The 16,674-nt window shown below is 65.4% G+C and carries 10 protein-coding genes; 4 read left to right on the top strand and 6 right to left on the bottom strand.

Annotation, left to right across the window (positions count from 1 at the left end; translation table 11 throughout):
* Window positions 1-59: 59 nt before the first annotated feature.
* The 5 genes from E5790_RS11930 to queF form a co-directional block, all read right to left on the bottom strand.
* Window positions 60-2,282, bottom strand: coding sequence for an NADP-dependent isocitrate dehydrogenase (locus E5790_RS11930; RefSeq protein ID WP_046432822.1), 2,223 nt, complete (start codon window positions 2,280-2,282; stop codon window positions 60-62).
* Window positions 2,283-3,088: 806 nt separating this feature from the next.
* The gene (locus tag E5790_RS11920; RefSeq protein ID WP_111205610.1) at window positions 3,089-3,958 is read right to left on the bottom strand and encodes an RHS repeat-associated core domain-containing protein; all 870 of its coding nucleotides are present in this window, start codon (window positions 3,956-3,958) and stop codon (window positions 3,089-3,091) included.
* A 134-nt stretch (window positions 3,959-4,092) separates the two neighbouring features.
* The gene (locus tag E5790_RS11915; RefSeq protein WP_014648644.1) at window positions 4,093-4,605 is read right to left on the bottom strand and encodes a hypothetical protein; all 513 of its coding nucleotides are present in this window, start codon (window positions 4,603-4,605) and stop codon (window positions 4,093-4,095) included.
* Window positions 4,606-4,650: 45 nt separating this feature from the next.
* Window positions 4,651-4,944: a LysM peptidoglycan-binding domain-containing protein gene (locus E5790_RS11910; protein WP_005419771.1), complete on the bottom strand. Its 294-nt coding sequence runs from the start codon at window positions 4,942-4,944 to the stop codon at window positions 4,651-4,653.
* Between the two features lie 285 nt (window positions 4,945-5,229).
* The gene (gene queF, locus E5790_RS11905) at window positions 5,230-6,048 is read right to left on the bottom strand and encodes an NADPH-dependent 7-cyano-7-deazaguanine reductase QueF (protein WP_049439336.1); all 819 of its coding nucleotides are present in this window, start codon (window positions 6,046-6,048) and stop codon (window positions 5,230-5,232) included.
* Window positions 6,049-6,268: 220 nt separating this feature from the next.
* On the opposite strand from queF, the gene E5790_RS11900 reads away from it, so the two are divergent.
* Complete coding sequence (locus E5790_RS11900) at window positions 6,269-7,117, top strand: hypothetical protein (protein ID WP_136191755.1); 849 nt, start codon at window positions 6,269-6,271, stop codon at window positions 7,115-7,117.
* Between the two features lie 330 nt (window positions 7,118-7,447).
* Here E5790_RS11900 and E5790_RS11895 read toward each other — a convergent pair whose 3' ends face one another.
* The gene (locus tag E5790_RS11895) at window positions 7,448-8,767 is read right to left on the bottom strand and encodes a M20 family metallopeptidase (RefSeq protein WP_046432850.1); all 1,320 of its coding nucleotides are present in this window, start codon (window positions 8,765-8,767) and stop codon (window positions 7,448-7,450) included.
* A gap of 186 nt (window positions 8,768-8,953) precedes the next feature.
* Between E5790_RS11895 and E5790_RS11890 the strand changes: the two genes are divergently transcribed.
* From E5790_RS11890 to E5790_RS11880, 3 genes are all read left to right on the top strand, one after another.
* Entirely contained in the window at window positions 8,954-10,198 is a 1,245-nt protein-coding gene (locus tag E5790_RS11890) for an efflux RND transporter periplasmic adaptor subunit (RefSeq protein WP_014648647.1), read from the top strand.
* Between the two features lie 74 nt (window positions 10,199-10,272).
* The gene (locus tag E5790_RS11885; RefSeq protein ID WP_046432840.1) at window positions 10,273-13,506 is read left to right on the top strand and encodes an efflux RND transporter permease subunit; all 3,234 of its coding nucleotides are present in this window, start codon (window positions 10,273-10,275) and stop codon (window positions 13,504-13,506) included.
* A 31-nt stretch (window positions 13,507-13,537) separates the two neighbouring features.
* A complete protein-coding gene (locus tag E5790_RS11880; RefSeq protein WP_049403847.1) occupies window positions 13,538-16,660 on the top strand; it encodes an efflux RND transporter permease subunit in 3,123 nt (1,040 codons plus the stop codon).
* Window positions 16,661-16,674 lie beyond the last annotated feature (14 nt).

The raw sequence follows: 16,674 nt of genomic DNA, 5'->3' as shown, positions 1-16,674 counted from the left end.
CATAAAAAGAAACCCGCGCCGAAGCGCGGGTTCCGGTGTCACGGCCGAACGGCAGTGGATCAGCCGCGCAGCTGTTCCAGCGCGGCGTTGAAGGTCGCGCTCGGGCGCATCGCCTTGCTGGCCTTGGCCACGTCCGGGCGGTAGTAGCCGCCGATGTCCACGGCCTTGCCCTGCACTGCGATCAGCTCTTCGACGATCTTCTGCTCGTTGTCGGTCAGCGTCTTGGCCAGCGGGGCGAAGCGCGCCTTCAGGGCGGCGTCCTCGTCCTGCGCGGCCAGGGCCTGGGCCCAGTACAGCGCGATGTAGAAGTGGCTGCCACGGTTGTCGATGCCACCCAGCTTGCGCGATGGCGACTTGTCGTTGTCCAGGAACTGGCCGTTGGCTTCGTCCAGCGCCTTGGCCAGCACGCGGGCAGCGGCGTTGTCGTAGCGGTTGCCCAGGTGTTCCAGCGACGCGGCCAGGGCCAGGAACTCACCCAGCGAATCCCAACGCAGGTAGTCCTCTTCAACGAACTGCTGCACGTGCTTCGGGGCCGATCCACCGGCACCGGTCTCGAACAGGCCGCCACCGGCCATCAGCGGCACGATCGACAGCATCTTGGCGCTGGTGCCCAGTTCCATGATCGGGAACAGGTCGGTCAGGTAGTCACGCAGCACGTTGCCGGTCACCGAGATGGTGTCCTCGCCCTTGCGGATGCGGTCCAGCGAGAACGCGGTGGCTTCCACCGGCGGCAGGATGCGGATATCCAAGCCGGTGGTGTCGTGGTCCTTCAGGTACTGCTCGACCTTGGCGATGACCTGCGCGTCGTGGGCGCGGGCGGCGTCCAGCCAGAACACGGCCGGGGTGCTGCTCAGGCGGGCGCGCTCGACGGCCAGCTTGACCCAGTCCTGGATCGGCGCGTCCTTGGTCTGGCACATGCGCCAGATGTCACCGGCTTCCACGGCATGCTCGAACACCACGGCGCCGGCATCATCGGTGACCTTGACCACGCCATCGGCGGCGATCTGGAAGGTCTTGTCGTGCGAGCCGTACTCCTCGGCCTTCTGCGCCATCAGGCCGACGTTCGGCACCGAGCCCATGGTGGCCGGGTCGAAGGCACCGTGCGCCTTGCAGTCGTCGATGACGGCCTGGTACACGCCGGCGTAGCAGCGGTCCGGAATGACCGCCTTGGTGTCCTGCAGCTTGCCTTCGGCATTCCACATCTTGCCCGAGTCGCGGATCATCGCCGGCATCGAGGCGTCGACGATCACGTCGCTCGGCACGTGCAGGTTGGTGATGCCCTTGTCCGAATTGACCATGGCCACGCCCGGGCGCTGCGCGTACTCGGCGGCCAGGTCGGCCTCGATCGCGGCGCGGGTGGCTTCAGGCAGCGACGGCAGGCGCGCAGCCAGGTCACCAATGCCGTTGTTGGCATCGAAACCGGCCTGCTTCAGCACGTCGGCGTGCTTGGTCAGTACGTCCTTGTAGAACTCGTTCACCGCCACGCCGAACATGATCGGGTCGGAGACCTTCATCATGGTCGCCTTCAGGTGCAGCGAGAACAGCACGCCCTGGGCCTTGGCATCGGCAATCTGCTCGCCGATGAACGCGGCCAGTGCCTTGCGGCTCATGACGGCGGCATCGACGATCTCGCCCGCCTTCACTGCGGTCTTTTCCTTCAGCACGACGGCGCTGCCGTCCTTGCCGTGGAAGGTGATCTTCAGCGAACCGGCGTTGGCCAGGGTGGCCGACTTCTCGCTGCCGTAGAAGTCACCGGCGGCCATGTGCGCGACGTGCGACTTCGAATCCGACGCCCAGGCGCCCATGCGGTGCGGATGCTTGCGCGCGTAGTTCTTCACCGACAGCGGTGCACGGCGGTCGGAGTTGCCTTCGCGCAGCACCGGGTTCACCGCACTGCCCTTGACCTTGTCGTAGCGCGCCTTGTAGTCGCGCTGCTGGTCGTCGGCCGGGGTTTCCGGGTAATCCGGCAGCGGATAGCCCTGGTCCTGCAGTTCCTTGATGGCCGCCTTCAGCTGCGGCACCGAGGCGGAGATGTTCGGCAGCTTGATGATGTTGGCGTCCGGGGTGGTCGCCAGCTGGCCCAGCTCGGCCAGGTCGTCGCTGACCTTCTGCGCGTCGCTGAGCAGTTCAGGGAACAGCGACAGGATGCGGCCGGACAGCGAGATGTCACGGGTTTCCACCACGATGCCTGCGGTGGCGGTGTAGGCGCCGACGATCGGCAGCAGCGACTGGGTGGCCAGGAACGGTGCTTCGTCGGTCAGCGTGTAGAGAATCTTGGACATGGGGGACTTGGACTCTGTAGCAGTGCTCAGGGGAAGGCCGGCGCCAGCGCCGGGCCACGTGCAACCGTGTCGCGCGCGGGGCCGGGCCCCACGCTTTCCCCCGTCGCCGTCAGGGTGGGCGCGCGGCGGGGAAACCCCTGCATTGTCGCGTTTTCAGCCGCGCGGGGCAAAGCTGTGCCATACGCGGCGGTACTGGACCGCTGTGTTTCGTCGTTGGCTCGCTTCCGGTCAGGAAGCTGAGGCTTGACGGCTAATTCGACTTCTCGCTCGTTGAGGCACGCATGACCCACTCCGACAATCGCTGCCCCCACTCGGCACGCCTTGGACAGATCAATGTCTGCGAGCGCTTGCTTTGCTGGAAGTTGCAGATTCGGAATCCCCCAACGACGGCGGCCAGGCTGGCGAGTTCATCAGCCGTCGCTGCAGAGCCTCGGATGTGCAGCGAACCGGCACCAGATGATCCGGGTCGAACGTAGACGTCGTACCGGGTGGAAGGTCCTTCCGCCCTTGCATACCCCGACACGACATATCCGCCATCCGTGATGCGCAGATCCGGCGTGCTTCCTGGCACAGGCTTTTCGGGGGCATCTCCCTCGTAGATCAAGGCGACTTCCCTACCATCACGCCTGATGCGGTGCAGACCAAAGTCAACAGGTGCCTCGTAGGTCACGGACATGTCTGTCGGCACCCGCACACAGGCGCCGTATAGGAAGTGGTCGCAACTGTAGCTCCACAGGCTAGATTCCTGGGCCCACGAAGTGAGCGGGAATAAGAAAGCGAAGAAAACCAAAATGCGTGCAAGCATCTCAACGCTCCCGTCTCTGGACTGCCGAATCGCCATCCACAATTCCACCGATGGCATGGCTGTCAACCAAACCGGGAACCCTATTCATGATTCCGTCGCCGCGTGCAGGATTGGGCAGCCCCGTTGTCTTGTCATAGAGATCATCCACACCGCCAAGATGTGACACTTCATGAGGAACAACACCCTTGTCAAATCTATCCAGGACATTGATCTCGCCCTTCTTTCCGCCCAACTCCGCAAAACTCCGCCCGCTGCGGCGGGAGGTTTCCCCGTTGACAAGCTTTATCTCATTACGGGCGGCCCGCGGGGTACTTTTTTCAATGTCAGTGACCTCGACCGTCACGCGCGTCTCCTTCCCGCCAATATCATAGGTTCCTGACATTGAAGCCACCTGCTCTTTGAAGGTCGCTATGTTCTTGGGTGTCGCACCATCCCCTGAAAACTTTGTTGGGAAGCTGATTTTCACCGAACCGTCCTTCATACGCGTAACTACAGGAACTCTGCCGTCCGGATCGACAAAGTTGTAAGGACTGCTATTGGCGTATCGGTACCTGTTGAAGAGGGAAGACTTCCCACCATAGGCAGCGACGGGATCTACACTGAGAAAGGCACCTATTTCGGGAGAGTAATATCGTTGCTGCATGTAATTGAGACCTGTCGTGGAATCAAACACATGGCCTGAGTAACCAGGACCATCTGCCGCGGCGATTCCAACGACAGAGCCATAAGGCTCGTATGCGAATCTCTCGATCACCTTCCCGTTTGAGTCCGTAATAGCCACCGGACTCCCGAGTGCATCCGTATGAACATAGGTGACTACTTCACCGTCCGTCGACGCCATTGCCAGCGTGAGAACAATCCAGTTGAGCATCCCATCTCTCCCACCTTTCCATATCCCGTTCAGCGTACCCGAGTTCCCCCTCGATTGAGTATCGCCCAATAAAAAAGGACGCAGCCTCGCGGCTGCGTCCATCGTGAGCCCTGCCGGGAGAGAGTCGGCAGGACTTACTTGACCTCGAACTCCTGCGGCGTTCCGGCCGCCTTGCCATCGACGGTGACCTCGGCGCGGTACTTGCCGGCCGGCCAGCCCTTTGCATTCTTGAACGTGACGTTGGTGGTTTCCGCACCACTGGTGTTCAGGGTGGCGTTCTGTTCGCCGGCTACCTGGCCGTCCTGATAGGTCAGCTTGGCGCCAACGGTGACGTTGTTGGCAGCGCCGTCGGTCTTGACCGAGACGATGATGTCATCCTTCGGTGCGAACAAAGCCGTCGTCGCAACCGACTTGTCGGCGGCGGCGGTCTTGCCGACGGTGACCGACGAGACGTTGACCGCAGCGGCTTCGGCCATCGGCGGCGGTGCGCCGGTCATCGGCGCGGGAGCTGCGGGTTCGGCCGGGGCGGTCGCTGCCGGAGCGGCGTTGCTGTCGGTCGACTCTTCCTTCTTCTTGCAACCGACCAGGGCAACGCTGCCCAGCAGGGCGGCGATCAGGGCGGTCTGTAGCGGGGTGGTCTTGATCATTCGGGGTTCCTCCCAGGGATTGTCGGACGGCGTTCGATGGCCGGCTTACTTCGGCGGCAGTTTCAGGGTCTGGCCCGGGAAGATCTTGTCCGGGTCATCAAGCACATCGCGGTTGGCTTCGAAGATCTTTTTCCAGGCATTGGCGTCGCCCAGATGCTGCTTGGCGATCTTCGACAGCGAGTCACCCTTCTGCACGGTATAGGTGCCGCCGCTGACAACGTCTGCGGTGCTGTCCACCGAAGCGCTGACGCCGGAGAAGTCCGCCTTCGGCACCTGCTCGGCGGTACTGTCGACACTGCCACTGACGCCGGAGAAATCGGCTTTCTTCTCGGTACTCATCCACAACTCCCGTCTGCATGACTACGTGATTCGCACGGTGCCATGGAGGTTGTTAAATGGGGATGGTGCAGATGTGAAGCCGCCCCCCGGGGCGGCTGAACAATCGGGGGAATGGACGCCCGGTAGTGCCGGCCGCTGGCCGGCTGTGCCAGGGGGATCCGGCCTTGGCCGATTGCCGGCCAGCGGCCGGCTCTACCCGTAACCACCTGCGAATCATGGTAGTGCCGGCCGCTGGCCGGCGCTCGCCGGGCATGGCCCGGCGCAACGGGCAACCGCCTGTGGCGGTTACTGCCGCAGTTCGCGGTAGGTCGCAGCCGGGGCGGCGATGCCCGGGCTGGCACGCCAGGGGTTGATATCCAGGCCGCCACGACGGGTGTAGCGGGCCTCCACTTCCAGCCACTGCGGCTGGCAGCGCGCAGACACCTCGCTGAAGATCCGTTCAACACACTGCTCGTGGAACTCGGCGTGCTCGCGGTAGCTGACCAGGTAACGCAGCAGGCCGGCGCGGTCGATCTTCGGCCCGCGGTAGCGCAGGCTGACCGTGGCCCAGTCCGGCTGGCCGGTAACCGGGCAGTTGGACTTCAGCAGCGCCGAGACCAGGGTTTCCTCCACCACCTCGCCGGCATCAGCGGCGAGGAAGTCTGCCTGCGGCGGGCCGTAGCAGTCGATCTCCAGATCCAGCCCATCGATGGATTCGCCGAGCGGCGTCTCACGCAGGCCCGGCAGGCCGAATTCGACCTCCACCGGCGCACCGGCGCAGGCCGACAGATCCGCCACGATGCGCGCGCGCAGTGCCTCGGCGCTGTCGATACGGGTGCTGTTGAGGGAGTTCAGGTACAGCTTGAACGACTTCGATTCGATCAACCGCGGCGAGGTGCACGGCACCTGCACGGTGGCGACGGCGACCTGCGGCTTGCCACGCGCGTCGAGCCAGCTCAGCTCGAAGGCATGCCAGCGGTCGTGGCCAACGAACGGCAGCGCGGCGTCATCGAGGCCGATCTCGGCGCGGGCGCCGCTGCGGGGGATGGGAAACAGCAGGCCGGGATCGTACTGCGACGGGTAACTGACCTCGCGACCGAGGCTGGAATCCTGTGGGGTGTTCATGGGCGCCATTGTATCGCGTGAGTACTCCTGTCCGGGCTCCCATTTCGGGTCAGCGGCCACATCAATTTCTTTTCGGAACAGACACTTGCAACTTTTGTCGCAAATAACTCTACCTCTCTACATTTGGGCGGAGGAAGCTTCGGACCTTTTGGGGGACTCTATGGTCGGCAGCTCATTCAGGAATCTGCAGCGCAAAGTCTCGACCTGGGCTGCCTGGAGCATGACGGATGCATTGAAACGGGAACTCATCCTCGAAGACGCAGAAGGCAAACTTGAACGGATTGCGATCCAGGCCAGCGAAGACTCTTTGCCTTATCTCTGCCAGAGCCTGGAGGATCTGACTCATTGGCACCTGGTCGATTACCAGCATCGCTCGCTCAACCAGCGCGAGCGGCACCCCGAGTTGCTCGTCGCCGCAGCTGCCCACGCCCGTGCACAGGTGGATGTGGCCAGCCTACTGATTGGAAAGGGTCTAGGGGCCCAGTTCAGCTGCATGATGCTTCCAGACACTGCCGCCGTCTCGCTGGGTCTGTGTCTTCTGGCGGCCCGGCGTGCGGAGGTGAGGGTTCTGTTCCATCAATTGCGCGCAGGGCTGGACACGCAGCTTCTTGATCTGCGTAACGATGGCCGTCCCGGGGCAGGGACGATCTATCGCCACTTCTGGTTCCTGATGCTTCTTTGCGCTGCCGCGTTCAAAGAGCGGATTGATCTGCACAACTACTCGACCCCCACCACCATGGGGCCCTACGCTGATGCACTTGCGAGCTGGGATACCGAGAACGTGGGCCAGGTCGATGACCTGGTTTCGGCCTTGGCGGAGTTTCACGTTCAGCAGGCCCGCAATAGATCCGCGAATGACATCCGCGAGTTCGATAGGGAGGATCGGATGATCTTTCCCTACGAAATCCTTGGATGGCTCCGCCTGCGCGAATGGGCCGGCCGGGCAAATCCATCTGCCTTCTCCCATCCCTTAATGAACCAGCCCTTGGCCTGGCTGCCCGCCGAACCAGTACCAGCCTGGACAACCCCGATGCTTGATCAAGCGCTGGCCGCTGCCAAGGGCTTCTGAAATCGCATCATCAGCGCATCAATCCATACCGATCTTCGATTTCTTCAGACGTTCATGACGTCCGCCGTGTCGACCAAGGTCGACACCCACCAAAGCAGGATGTCGTTCCGACAGCTCGCGGGAAACCGTCGAAGGCGGGGTGGGTCCGGTGGCAGGGGCGTGAGCGCCATGGATGGCGCGACCGAGGCTACAGGGACGTACTTGCGCCGTCCCCTGCCACCGGACCCACCCCGCCATCCCACTGATCGCCCGCTTTTGACCTTGAGGTTGCCGGCCAGCGGCCGGCACTACCGCTTCAGCGGGTGCAGGGCGCAGCCCTGCCGGAAACCCTCACTCCGCCGGGGTGCCGGCACCGTGCAGGTAATCCAGGCTCACCTGCAGCAGCGCGCGGAACCCGACATCCAGCGCCTTCTCATCCAGCAGGAACTTCGGCGAATGGTTGGCCGGCGCCGTTGCCGGATCGATGCCCGCGCTGGTGGAGCCGACGAAGAAGAACATGCCCGGCACTTCCTTGGCGTACAGCGAGAAATCTTCCGCACCCATCTGCAGCGGTGGCTCGTATACGTTGTCCTTGCCCACCACCGCCTGCAGGCTCGGCAGCATCTTCGCGGTCAGTGCCGGGTTGTTCACCGTGGCCGGGTTGCCATCGGCTTCGTAGATCTCGGTCACCGCCTTGGCACCATGCGCGGCGGCGGTGTGCTCGGCCACGTTGCGCAGGTCGGCGAAGATCTGCTGGCGCATGCCTTCGTCGAAGGTGCGGATGGTGCCGACCATCTCCACTTCATCGGGAATGATGTTGTAGCGGATGCCGCCGTTGATCGCGCCGAAGGTCAGCACTGCCGGCTGCTTGGACAGGTTGGCGCGGCGGCTGACGATGGTCTGCGCGGTGCCCACCAGGTCGGCGGTGGCGACGATCGGATCAACCCCGTTCCACGGCGCCGAACCATGCGTCTGGCGGCCGATCACCTTGATCCCGAACCGGTCCGAGGCCGCCATCAACGGGCCACCGCGCACCGCGATCTGACCCACCTGCACGCTGGAGAACACATGCAGGCCGAACACCGCTTCCGGCTTGAAATCGGCGAACAGGCCTTCCTTCAGCATGAGTGCCGCACCACCCTCTTCCGGCGGCGGTGCGCCCTCCTCGGCCGGCTGGAAGATCAGCATCACCTGGCCCGGCAGGTCCTTCTTCATCGACACCAGTGCTTCGGCCACGCCGAGCAGGGTCGCGGTGTGCGCGTCATGGCCACAGGCATGCATCACGCCCACGGTCTGCCCGCGGTACTGGTCAGTGGCCTTGGAGGCGAACGGCAGGCCGGTCTGCTCGGTCACCGGCAGCGCGTCCATGTCGGCGCGCAGGGCGATCTTCGGCCCCGGCTTGCCGCCCTCGATGATCGCAACCACGCCGTGGTGGGCGATGCCGGTCTTCGGCTTCAGGCCCATCGCACGCAGGCGCTTGGCGACCTCGGCCGAGGTGCGCGCCTCGCGGTTGGACAACTCCGGATGCTGGTGGAAATCGCGGCGCCATTCGACCACCTTGGCCTGCAGCCGCTGCGCGGCGGCGGTCACTTCCGGGCGCTGCCCGTCCTGGGCGTGGGCAAGGGCCGGCAGGGCCAGCAGCAGGGCGGACAGCAGCAGCGAACGGCGCATCGCAATCTCCACAGCAGAAGGGTTCCAGCTGAATGTAGGGCAACACCGCCGCCACGGGAACCTCCGGCGCTCGATCCGGTCTTAGCGCCCGTCCCATCCGTCATGCAGGAAACGTGATGTGGCACAGGTATGCTTTGCGCATTGCCCCGGCGTCCCGCCTGGTCCAGCCCTCTCGGAGTCCTCGTAATGTCACGTGTTTGGAAGATCGTGCTGCTGGTCGTGGCAGTGCTGGTGCTGGCCGTGGTCGGCCTGCGCGTCATGGGCGGGGGCAAGGACAAGGCCGGTGGTGCAGCTGCGGGGGCGCGCCAGGGCGGCGAGGATCCGAATGCCGGTCCAGTACCGGTGACCGTGGTGGAGGCCACGCGCCAGGACGTGCCGGTGTATGCCAGCGCGCTGGGCACGGTGACTGCGATGAACACCGTTACCGTCAGCCCGCAGGTCGGCGGCCAGTTGATGAGCCTGAATTTCCGCGAAGGCCAGGAAGTGAAGCAGGGTGACGTGCTGGCGGTGATCGATCCGCGCACGGCCCAGGCCAGCTATGACCAGGCCGCCGCAGCCAAGCGCCAGAACGAAGCCCTGCTGGCCACTGCGCGCTCCAACTTCCAGCGCTCGAACGCGCCTGAGTATCGCCAGTACGTCGCCAAGACCGATCTGGATACACAGCGAAACCAAGTGGCACAGTACGAAAGCGCCGTGGCCGCCAACGAGGCCAGCATGCGTTCGGCGCAGGTGCAGCTGCAGTACACCAAGGTCACCGCACCGATCTCCGGCATCGCCGGCATCCGCGCGGTCGACGCGGGCAACGTGGTCAACGCCGGCACCGCGCTGGTCACGCTGACCCAGATCCATCCGATCCACGTGCTGTTCAACCTGCCCGAGCGCCAGCTCGGCGACGTGCGCCAGGCGCAGGCCGCCGGCACGGTGCCGGTGGCCGCGCTGGACCGTGCCGATTCGCATGTGTTGTCCGGCGACGGCAAGCTCGACGTGGTCGACAACCTGATCAGTGCCGACAGCGGCACGTTCAAGGCGCGCGCGATTTTCGACAACACCGACAACGGCCTGTGGCCGGGCCAGTTCGTCAACGTGCGCATGCAGCTGCGCACGATCGCCGGTGGTGTGGTCATCCCCACCCAGGCGGTGCTGCGTGGCCCGGATGGCGAGTACGTCTACATCGTGCAGGGCGACAACACGGTAAAGATGCAGACCGTGCGCAGCGGCGTGGAAGTGGGCGACAGCCAGGTGCAGATCGCCGAAGGCCTGAAGGGCGGCGAGCGGGTGGTCAGTGAAGGCCAGTTCCGCTTGAAGCCGGGCAGCAAGGTCACCGCGCTGAAGCCGGGGGAGACCCCGGCCGCACCGACCGAGGCCGAACTGAAGGCGGCCGAGCAGAAGAACGCAGGCGGCGGTGGCCGTCGCGGTGGTGGCCCGCGCTGAGCGCAGGCCACTGATCTCCCTCGCGCCGGCATACCCGCCGGCGCCGACATTGAAGTGCCAGCAAGGATCAGTCCGTGGGCTTTTCGACGATCTTCATCCGCCGCCCGATCGCCACCTCGCTGTTGATGGCGGGCCTGTTGCTGCTGGGCATCCTCGGTTACCGCAAGCTGCCGGTGTCGGCGCTGCCGGAAATCGATGCGCCCAGCCTGGTGGTCACCACCCAGTACCCCGGTGCCAACGCCACCACCATGGCTTCGCTGGTCACTACCCCGCTGGAGCGCCAGTTCGGGCAGATTTCCGGGTTGGAGCTGATGACCTCCGACTCGTCGGCCGGGTTGTCGACGATCATCCTGCAGTTCTCGATGGACCGCGACATCGACATCGCCGCGCAGGACGTGCAGGCGGCGATCCGCCAGGCCACCCTGCCCTCGTCGCTTCCCTACCAGCCGGTCTACAACCGGGTGAATCCGGCCGACGCGGCCATCGTCACCCTGAAGCTGACCTCCGACACGCGCCCGCTGCGCGACGTCAACAATTACGCCGACTCGATCCTGGCCCAGCGCCTGTCGCAGGTGCAGGGCGTGGGACTGGTGTCGATCGCCGGCAACGTGCGCCCTGCCGTGCGCATCCAGGTCAATCCGGCGCAGTTGTCGAACATGGGCCTGACCCTGGAGCAGCTGCGCAGCGCACTGACCCAGGCCAACGTCAATGCGCCCAAGGGCTCGTTGAACGGCAAGACGCAGTCCTACAGCATCGGCACCAACGACCAGCTGGCCAGCGCCGCCGAGTACCGCGACACCATCATCAGCTACAAGAACGGCCGCCCGGTGCGGCTGTCGGACGTGGCCGAGGTGATCGATGGCGTGGAGAACGACCAGCTGGCCGCCTGGGCCGATGGAAAGCCGGCGGTGCTGCTGGAAGTCCGGCGCCAGCCTGGTGCCAACATCGTGCAGACCGTCGAGCGCATCCGCGCGATCCTGCCGCAGCTGCAGGGCGTGCTGCCGGCCGACGTGCACCTGGAGATCTTCAACGACCGTACCGAGACCATCCGCGCCTCGGTGCATGAAGTGCAGTTCACCCTGATCCTCACCATCGGCCTGGTGGTGGCGGTGATCTTCGTGTTCCTGCGCCGGTTGTGGGCCACGATCATCCCGTCGGTGGCAGTGCCGTTGTCGCTGGCCGGCACCTTCGCGGTGATGGCGTTCGCCGGCATGTCGCTGGACAACCTCTCGCTGATGGCGCTGGTGGTGGCCACCGGCTTCGTGGTCGACGATGCGATCGTGATGATCGAGAACATCGTGCGCTACATCGAGCAGGGCAAGAGTGGCAAGGAAGCGGCCGAGATCGGCGCGCGCCAGATCGGCTTCACCGTGCTGTCGCTGACCGTCTCGCTGGTGGCGGTGTTCCTGCCGCTGCTGCTGATGCCCGGCGTCACCGGACGCCTGTTCCACGAGTTCGCGTGGGTGCTGAGCATCGCGGTGGTGCTGTCGATGCTGATCTCGCTGACGCTCACCCCGATGATGTGTGCCTACCTGCTCAAGCCCGACGCCCTGCCCGAGGGCGAAGACGCGCATGAGCGCGCGGCAGCGGCCGGCAAGCAGAACCTGTGGACGCGCACCGTCGGCCTGTACGAGCACAGCCTGGACTGGGTGCTGGGCCACCAGCGCCTGACCCTGGCCGTGGCCGGTGGTGCACTGGTGCTGACCGTGCTGCTGTATGTGCTGATTCCCAAGGGCCTGCTGCCCGAACAGGACACCGGCCTGATCACCGGCGTGGTGCAGGCCGACCAGAACATCGCCTTCCCGCAGATGGAACAGCGCACCAAGCAGGTCGCCGAAGCACTGCGCCACGACCCGGATGTGACCGGCGTGTCGGCGTTCATCGGTGCCGGCAGCATGAACCCCACGCTCAACCAGGGCCAGCTGTCGATCGTGCTGAAGGAGCGCAGCCAGCGCGATGGCCTGGAGCAGATCCTGCCGCGCCTGCAGAAGGCGGTGGCCGGAATCCCGGGCGTGGCGCTGTACCTGAAGCCGGTGCAGGACGTGACCCTGGATACCCGCGTGGCCGCCACCGAGTACCAGTACTCGCTGTCGGACGTCGATTCGGCAACGGTGGCGACCCAGGCCACGCGCCTGACCGAAGCGCTGCGCAAGCGCCCGGAACTGGCTGACGTGGACAACAACCTGTCCAACCAGGGCCGCGCCCTGGAGCTGAACATCGACCGCGACAAGGCCAGCGTGCTGGGCGTGCCGATGCAGACCATCGACGACACGCTCTACGATGCGTTCGGCCAGCGCCAGATCTCCACCATCTTCACCGAGCTCAACCAGTATCGCGTGGTGCTGGAAGTGGCGCCGGAGTTCCGCACCAGCACCGCGTTGATGGAGCAGCTGGCGGTGGCCTCCAATGGCGCCGGCGCGCTGACCGGCACCAACGCCACCAGCTTCGGCCAGGTCACCTCGTCCAACTCGTCGACCGCCACCGGCATCGGCGCGCAGAACACCGGCATCACCGTCGGCGCCGGCAACATCATCCCGCTGTCGGCGCTGGCCGAAGGCAAGGTGAGCAGCGCGCCACTGGTGGTCAGCCACCAGCAGCAGCTGCCGGCGGTGACGGTCTCGTTCAACGTGGCGCCGGGCTATTCGCTGTCCGAAGCGGTGCGTGCAATCCAGGAGACCAAGGACAGCCTGGACATGCCCACCCACCTGCATGCCGAGTTCATCGGCAAGGCCGCCGAGTTCACTGGCAGCCAGACGGACGTGGTGTGGCTGCTGCTGGCCTCGCTGGTGGTGATCTACATCGTGCTGGGCGTGCTGTACGAGAGCTACATCCACCCGATCACGATCATCTCCACGCTCCCGCCGGCCGGTGTCGGCGCGCTGCTGGCGCTGATGCTGTGCGGCCTGAGCCTGTCGGTGGATGGCATCGTCGGCATCGTGCTGCTGATCGGCATCGTCAAGAAGAACGGCATCATGATGGTGGACTTCGCGATCGAGGCCCGCCGCGCCGGTGCCAACGCGCACGAAGCAATCCGCCGTGCCTGCCTGCTGCGCTTCCGCCCGATCATGATGACCACCGCCGCGGCCATGCTGGGCGCGCTGCCGCTGGCCCTGGGCACCGGGATCGGCTCGGAGCTGCGCCGCCCGCTGGGCATCGCCATCGTCGGCGGCCTGCTGCTGTCGCAGCTGGTCACGCTGTACACCACGCCGGTGATCTACCTGTACATGGAGCGCTTCTCCGAGTGGCTTGCCCGCCGCCGCGAGCAGCGTGCGTTGCGCGACGGGTCGCTGCAGGAGCCGCAGGCATGATCCACGCCCCGCTGCTGCGGGGGGCCGCGCGATGAACCTGTCCGGCCCCTTCATCCGCCGCCCGATCGGCACCGCGCTGCTGGCCATCGGCCTGTTCATGGTCGGCCTGATCTGCTACCTGCGCCTGGGCGTATCGGCACTGCCGAACATCGAGATCCCGGTGATCTTCGTGCATGCCAGCCAGTCCGGCGCCGATGCGGCGACCATGGCCTCCACGGTTACCGCGCCGCTGGAACGCCATCTCGGCCAGCTGCCGGGCATCGACCGCATGCGCTCGTCGAGCTCGGAAGGCAGCTCGCTGGTGTTCATGATCTTCCAGAGCGGCCACAACATCGATTCGGCCGCGCTGGACGTGCAGACGGCGATCAACTCGGCCCAGGCCGACCTGCCCTCGGGCATGGGGTCGCCGATGTACCAGAAGGCGAACCCGAACGATGACCCGGTGATCGCCATCGCGCTGACCTCGCAGACGCAGTCGGCCGACGAACTGTACAACGTCGCCGATTCACTGCTGGCGCAGCGCATCCGCCAGATCAGCGGCGTTGCCTCGGTCGACATCGCCGGCGCGTCGACGCCAGCGGTGCGCGTGGACGTCAACCTGCGCCTGATGAACGCGCTGGGCCTGACCGCCGATGACCTGCGCAATGCGGTGCGCGCGGCCAACGTGACCTCGCCCACCGGCTTCCTCAGCGACGGCAACACCACCACCGCGATCATCGCCAACGATTCGGTGGCGCGTGCGGCCGACTTCGCCGATCTGGTGGTCAAGACCCAGGGCGATGGCCGGGTGATCCGCCTGAAGGACATCGCCAACGTCTACGACGGCCAGCAGGATGCCTACCAGGCCGCGTGGTTCGACCACAAGCCGGCGGTGGTGATGTACGTGTTCACCCGTGCCGGCGCCAACATCGTGGAGACCGTGGACCGGGTCAAGGCGCAGATCCCGACCCTGCGCGACTACCTGCAGCCCGGCACCACGATGACGCCGTACTTCGACCGTACGCCGACCATCCGCTCGTCGCTGCATGAAGTGCAGATCACGTTGCTGATCAGCCTGGCGATGGTGGTGCTGACCATGGCGCTGTTCCTGCGCCGGCTGGCACCGACGCTGATCGCCGCAGTGACCGTACCGCTGTCGCTGGCCGGTGCCGCGTTGGTGATGTACGTGATGGGCTTCACCCTGAACAACCTGAGCCTGCTGGCGCTGGTGATCGCGATCGGCTTCGTCGTGGACGATGCGATCGTGGTGATCGAGAACATCATGCGCCACCTCGATGAGGGCATGCCGCGCATGCAGGCGGCGCTGACCGGTGCGCGCGAGATCGGCTTCACCATCGTCTCGATCACCGCCTCGCTGGTCGCGGTGTTCATCCCGCTGCTGTTCGCCAGCGGCATGATGGGCGCGTTCTTCCGCGAGTTCACCGTCACCCTGGTGGCGGCCATCGTGGTCTCGATGATCGTTTCGCTGACGTTGACCCCGGCGCTGTGCAGCCGCTTCCTCAGCGCCCATGACCACAGCGCGCCGCCGTCGCGCTTCGGACGCTGGCTGGATGCCGGCCACGAGCGCATGCTGCGCATCTACACCGTGTTCCTGGACTTCTCGCTGCGCCACGCGCTGCTGCTGTCGCTGACGCCGCTGATCCTGATCGGCGTCACCATCTTCCTGTTCGGGGCGGTGAAGAAGGGCGCGTTCCCGCCGCAGGACACCGGCCTGATCTGGGGCCGCGCCAATTCCAGCGCCACCGTCTCCTTCGAGGACATGGTCGCCCGCCAGCGTCGCATCACCGACATGCTGATGGCCGACCCGGCAGTGAAAACCGTGGGTGTGCGCCTCGGCAGCGGCCGTCAGGGCTCCAGTGCACAGTTCAACATCGAGCTGAAGTCACGCAGCGACGGTCGCCGCGAAACCACCGCACATGCGTTGGCGCGACTCAGTGCCAAGGCCGATCGCTACCCCGACCTGCAGTTGCGCCTGCGCGCGATCCAGGACCTGCCCAGCAACGATGGCGGCGGTTCCAGCCAGGGCGCGCAGTACCGCATTTCCCTGCAGGGCAACGACCTGGCTGCTTTGCAGGAATGGCTGCCCAAGCTGCAGGCGGAACTGAAGAAGAACCCGAAGCTGCGTGACGTCGGCACCGACGTGGACAATGCCGGACTGCGCCAGAACATCCAGATCGACCGCGCCAAGGCCGCGCGCCTGGGCATCACTGTCGGCGCCATCGACGGCGCGCTGTACGGTGCGTTCGGCCAGCGCCAGATCTCCACCATCTATTCGGACATCAACCAGTACAGCGTGGTGGTCAACGCCCTGCCCTCGCAGACCGCCACCCCGGCGGCGCTGGATGAGGTGTACGTGCGTGCGCGCAACGGCGACATGGTGCCGATCACCGCGGTGGCCACGCAGATGCCCGGCCTGGCCCCCTCGCAGATCACCCACGAGAACCAGTACACGACGATGGACCTCAGCTACAACCTGGCTCCGAACGTGAGCATGGGTGAGGCCAAGGCGATCATCGATGCCACCGTCGCCGGCATGCGCATGCCTGGCGACATCCGCCTGGCCGACGATGCGGGCTTCGGCTTCAATTCAGATCCCAGCGACATGCTGATCCTGGTGTTTGCCGCGATCCTGACCGTCTACCTGGTGCTGGGCATGCTCTACGAGAGCCTGATCCACCCGGTCACCATCCTGTCCACGCTGCCGGCGGCGGGCGTCGGTGCGCTGCTGGCGTTGTTCGGCACCAACACCGAACTGTCGGTGATCTCGATGATCGCGCTGGTTCTGCTGATCGGCATCGTCAAGAAGAACGCGATCATGATGATCGACTTCGCCCTGGTGGCGCAGCGCGAGCATGGGCTGGCGCCGCGCGACGCCGCACGCGAGGCCAGCATCGTGCGCTTCCGCCCGATCATGATGACCACGATGGTCGCGATCCTGGCCGCCGTGCCGCTGGCGATCGGCCTGGGTGAAGGGTCCGAGCTGCGCCGCCCGCTGGGCATCGCGATGATCGGCGGCCTGCTGTTCTCGCAGAGCCTGACCCTTCTCAGCACGCCGGCGCTGTACGTGATCTTCTCGTGCCTGGCCGAGCGTTGGCGCGCACGCCGCGCACGCAGGCGCGAAGCCAAGCTGCTCAAGCGCGCGCAGCGGGCGTAGAAGGGCCCATCCAC

Source organism: Stenotrophomonas sp. PAMC25021 (assembly GCF_004795795.1).
In the GTDB taxonomy this organism is placed as follows: Bacteria; Pseudomonadota; Gammaproteobacteria; order Xanthomonadales; family Xanthomonadaceae; genus Stenotrophomonas; species Stenotrophomonas muris.
This window is presented reverse-complemented; position numbering and strand designations above follow the sequence as displayed.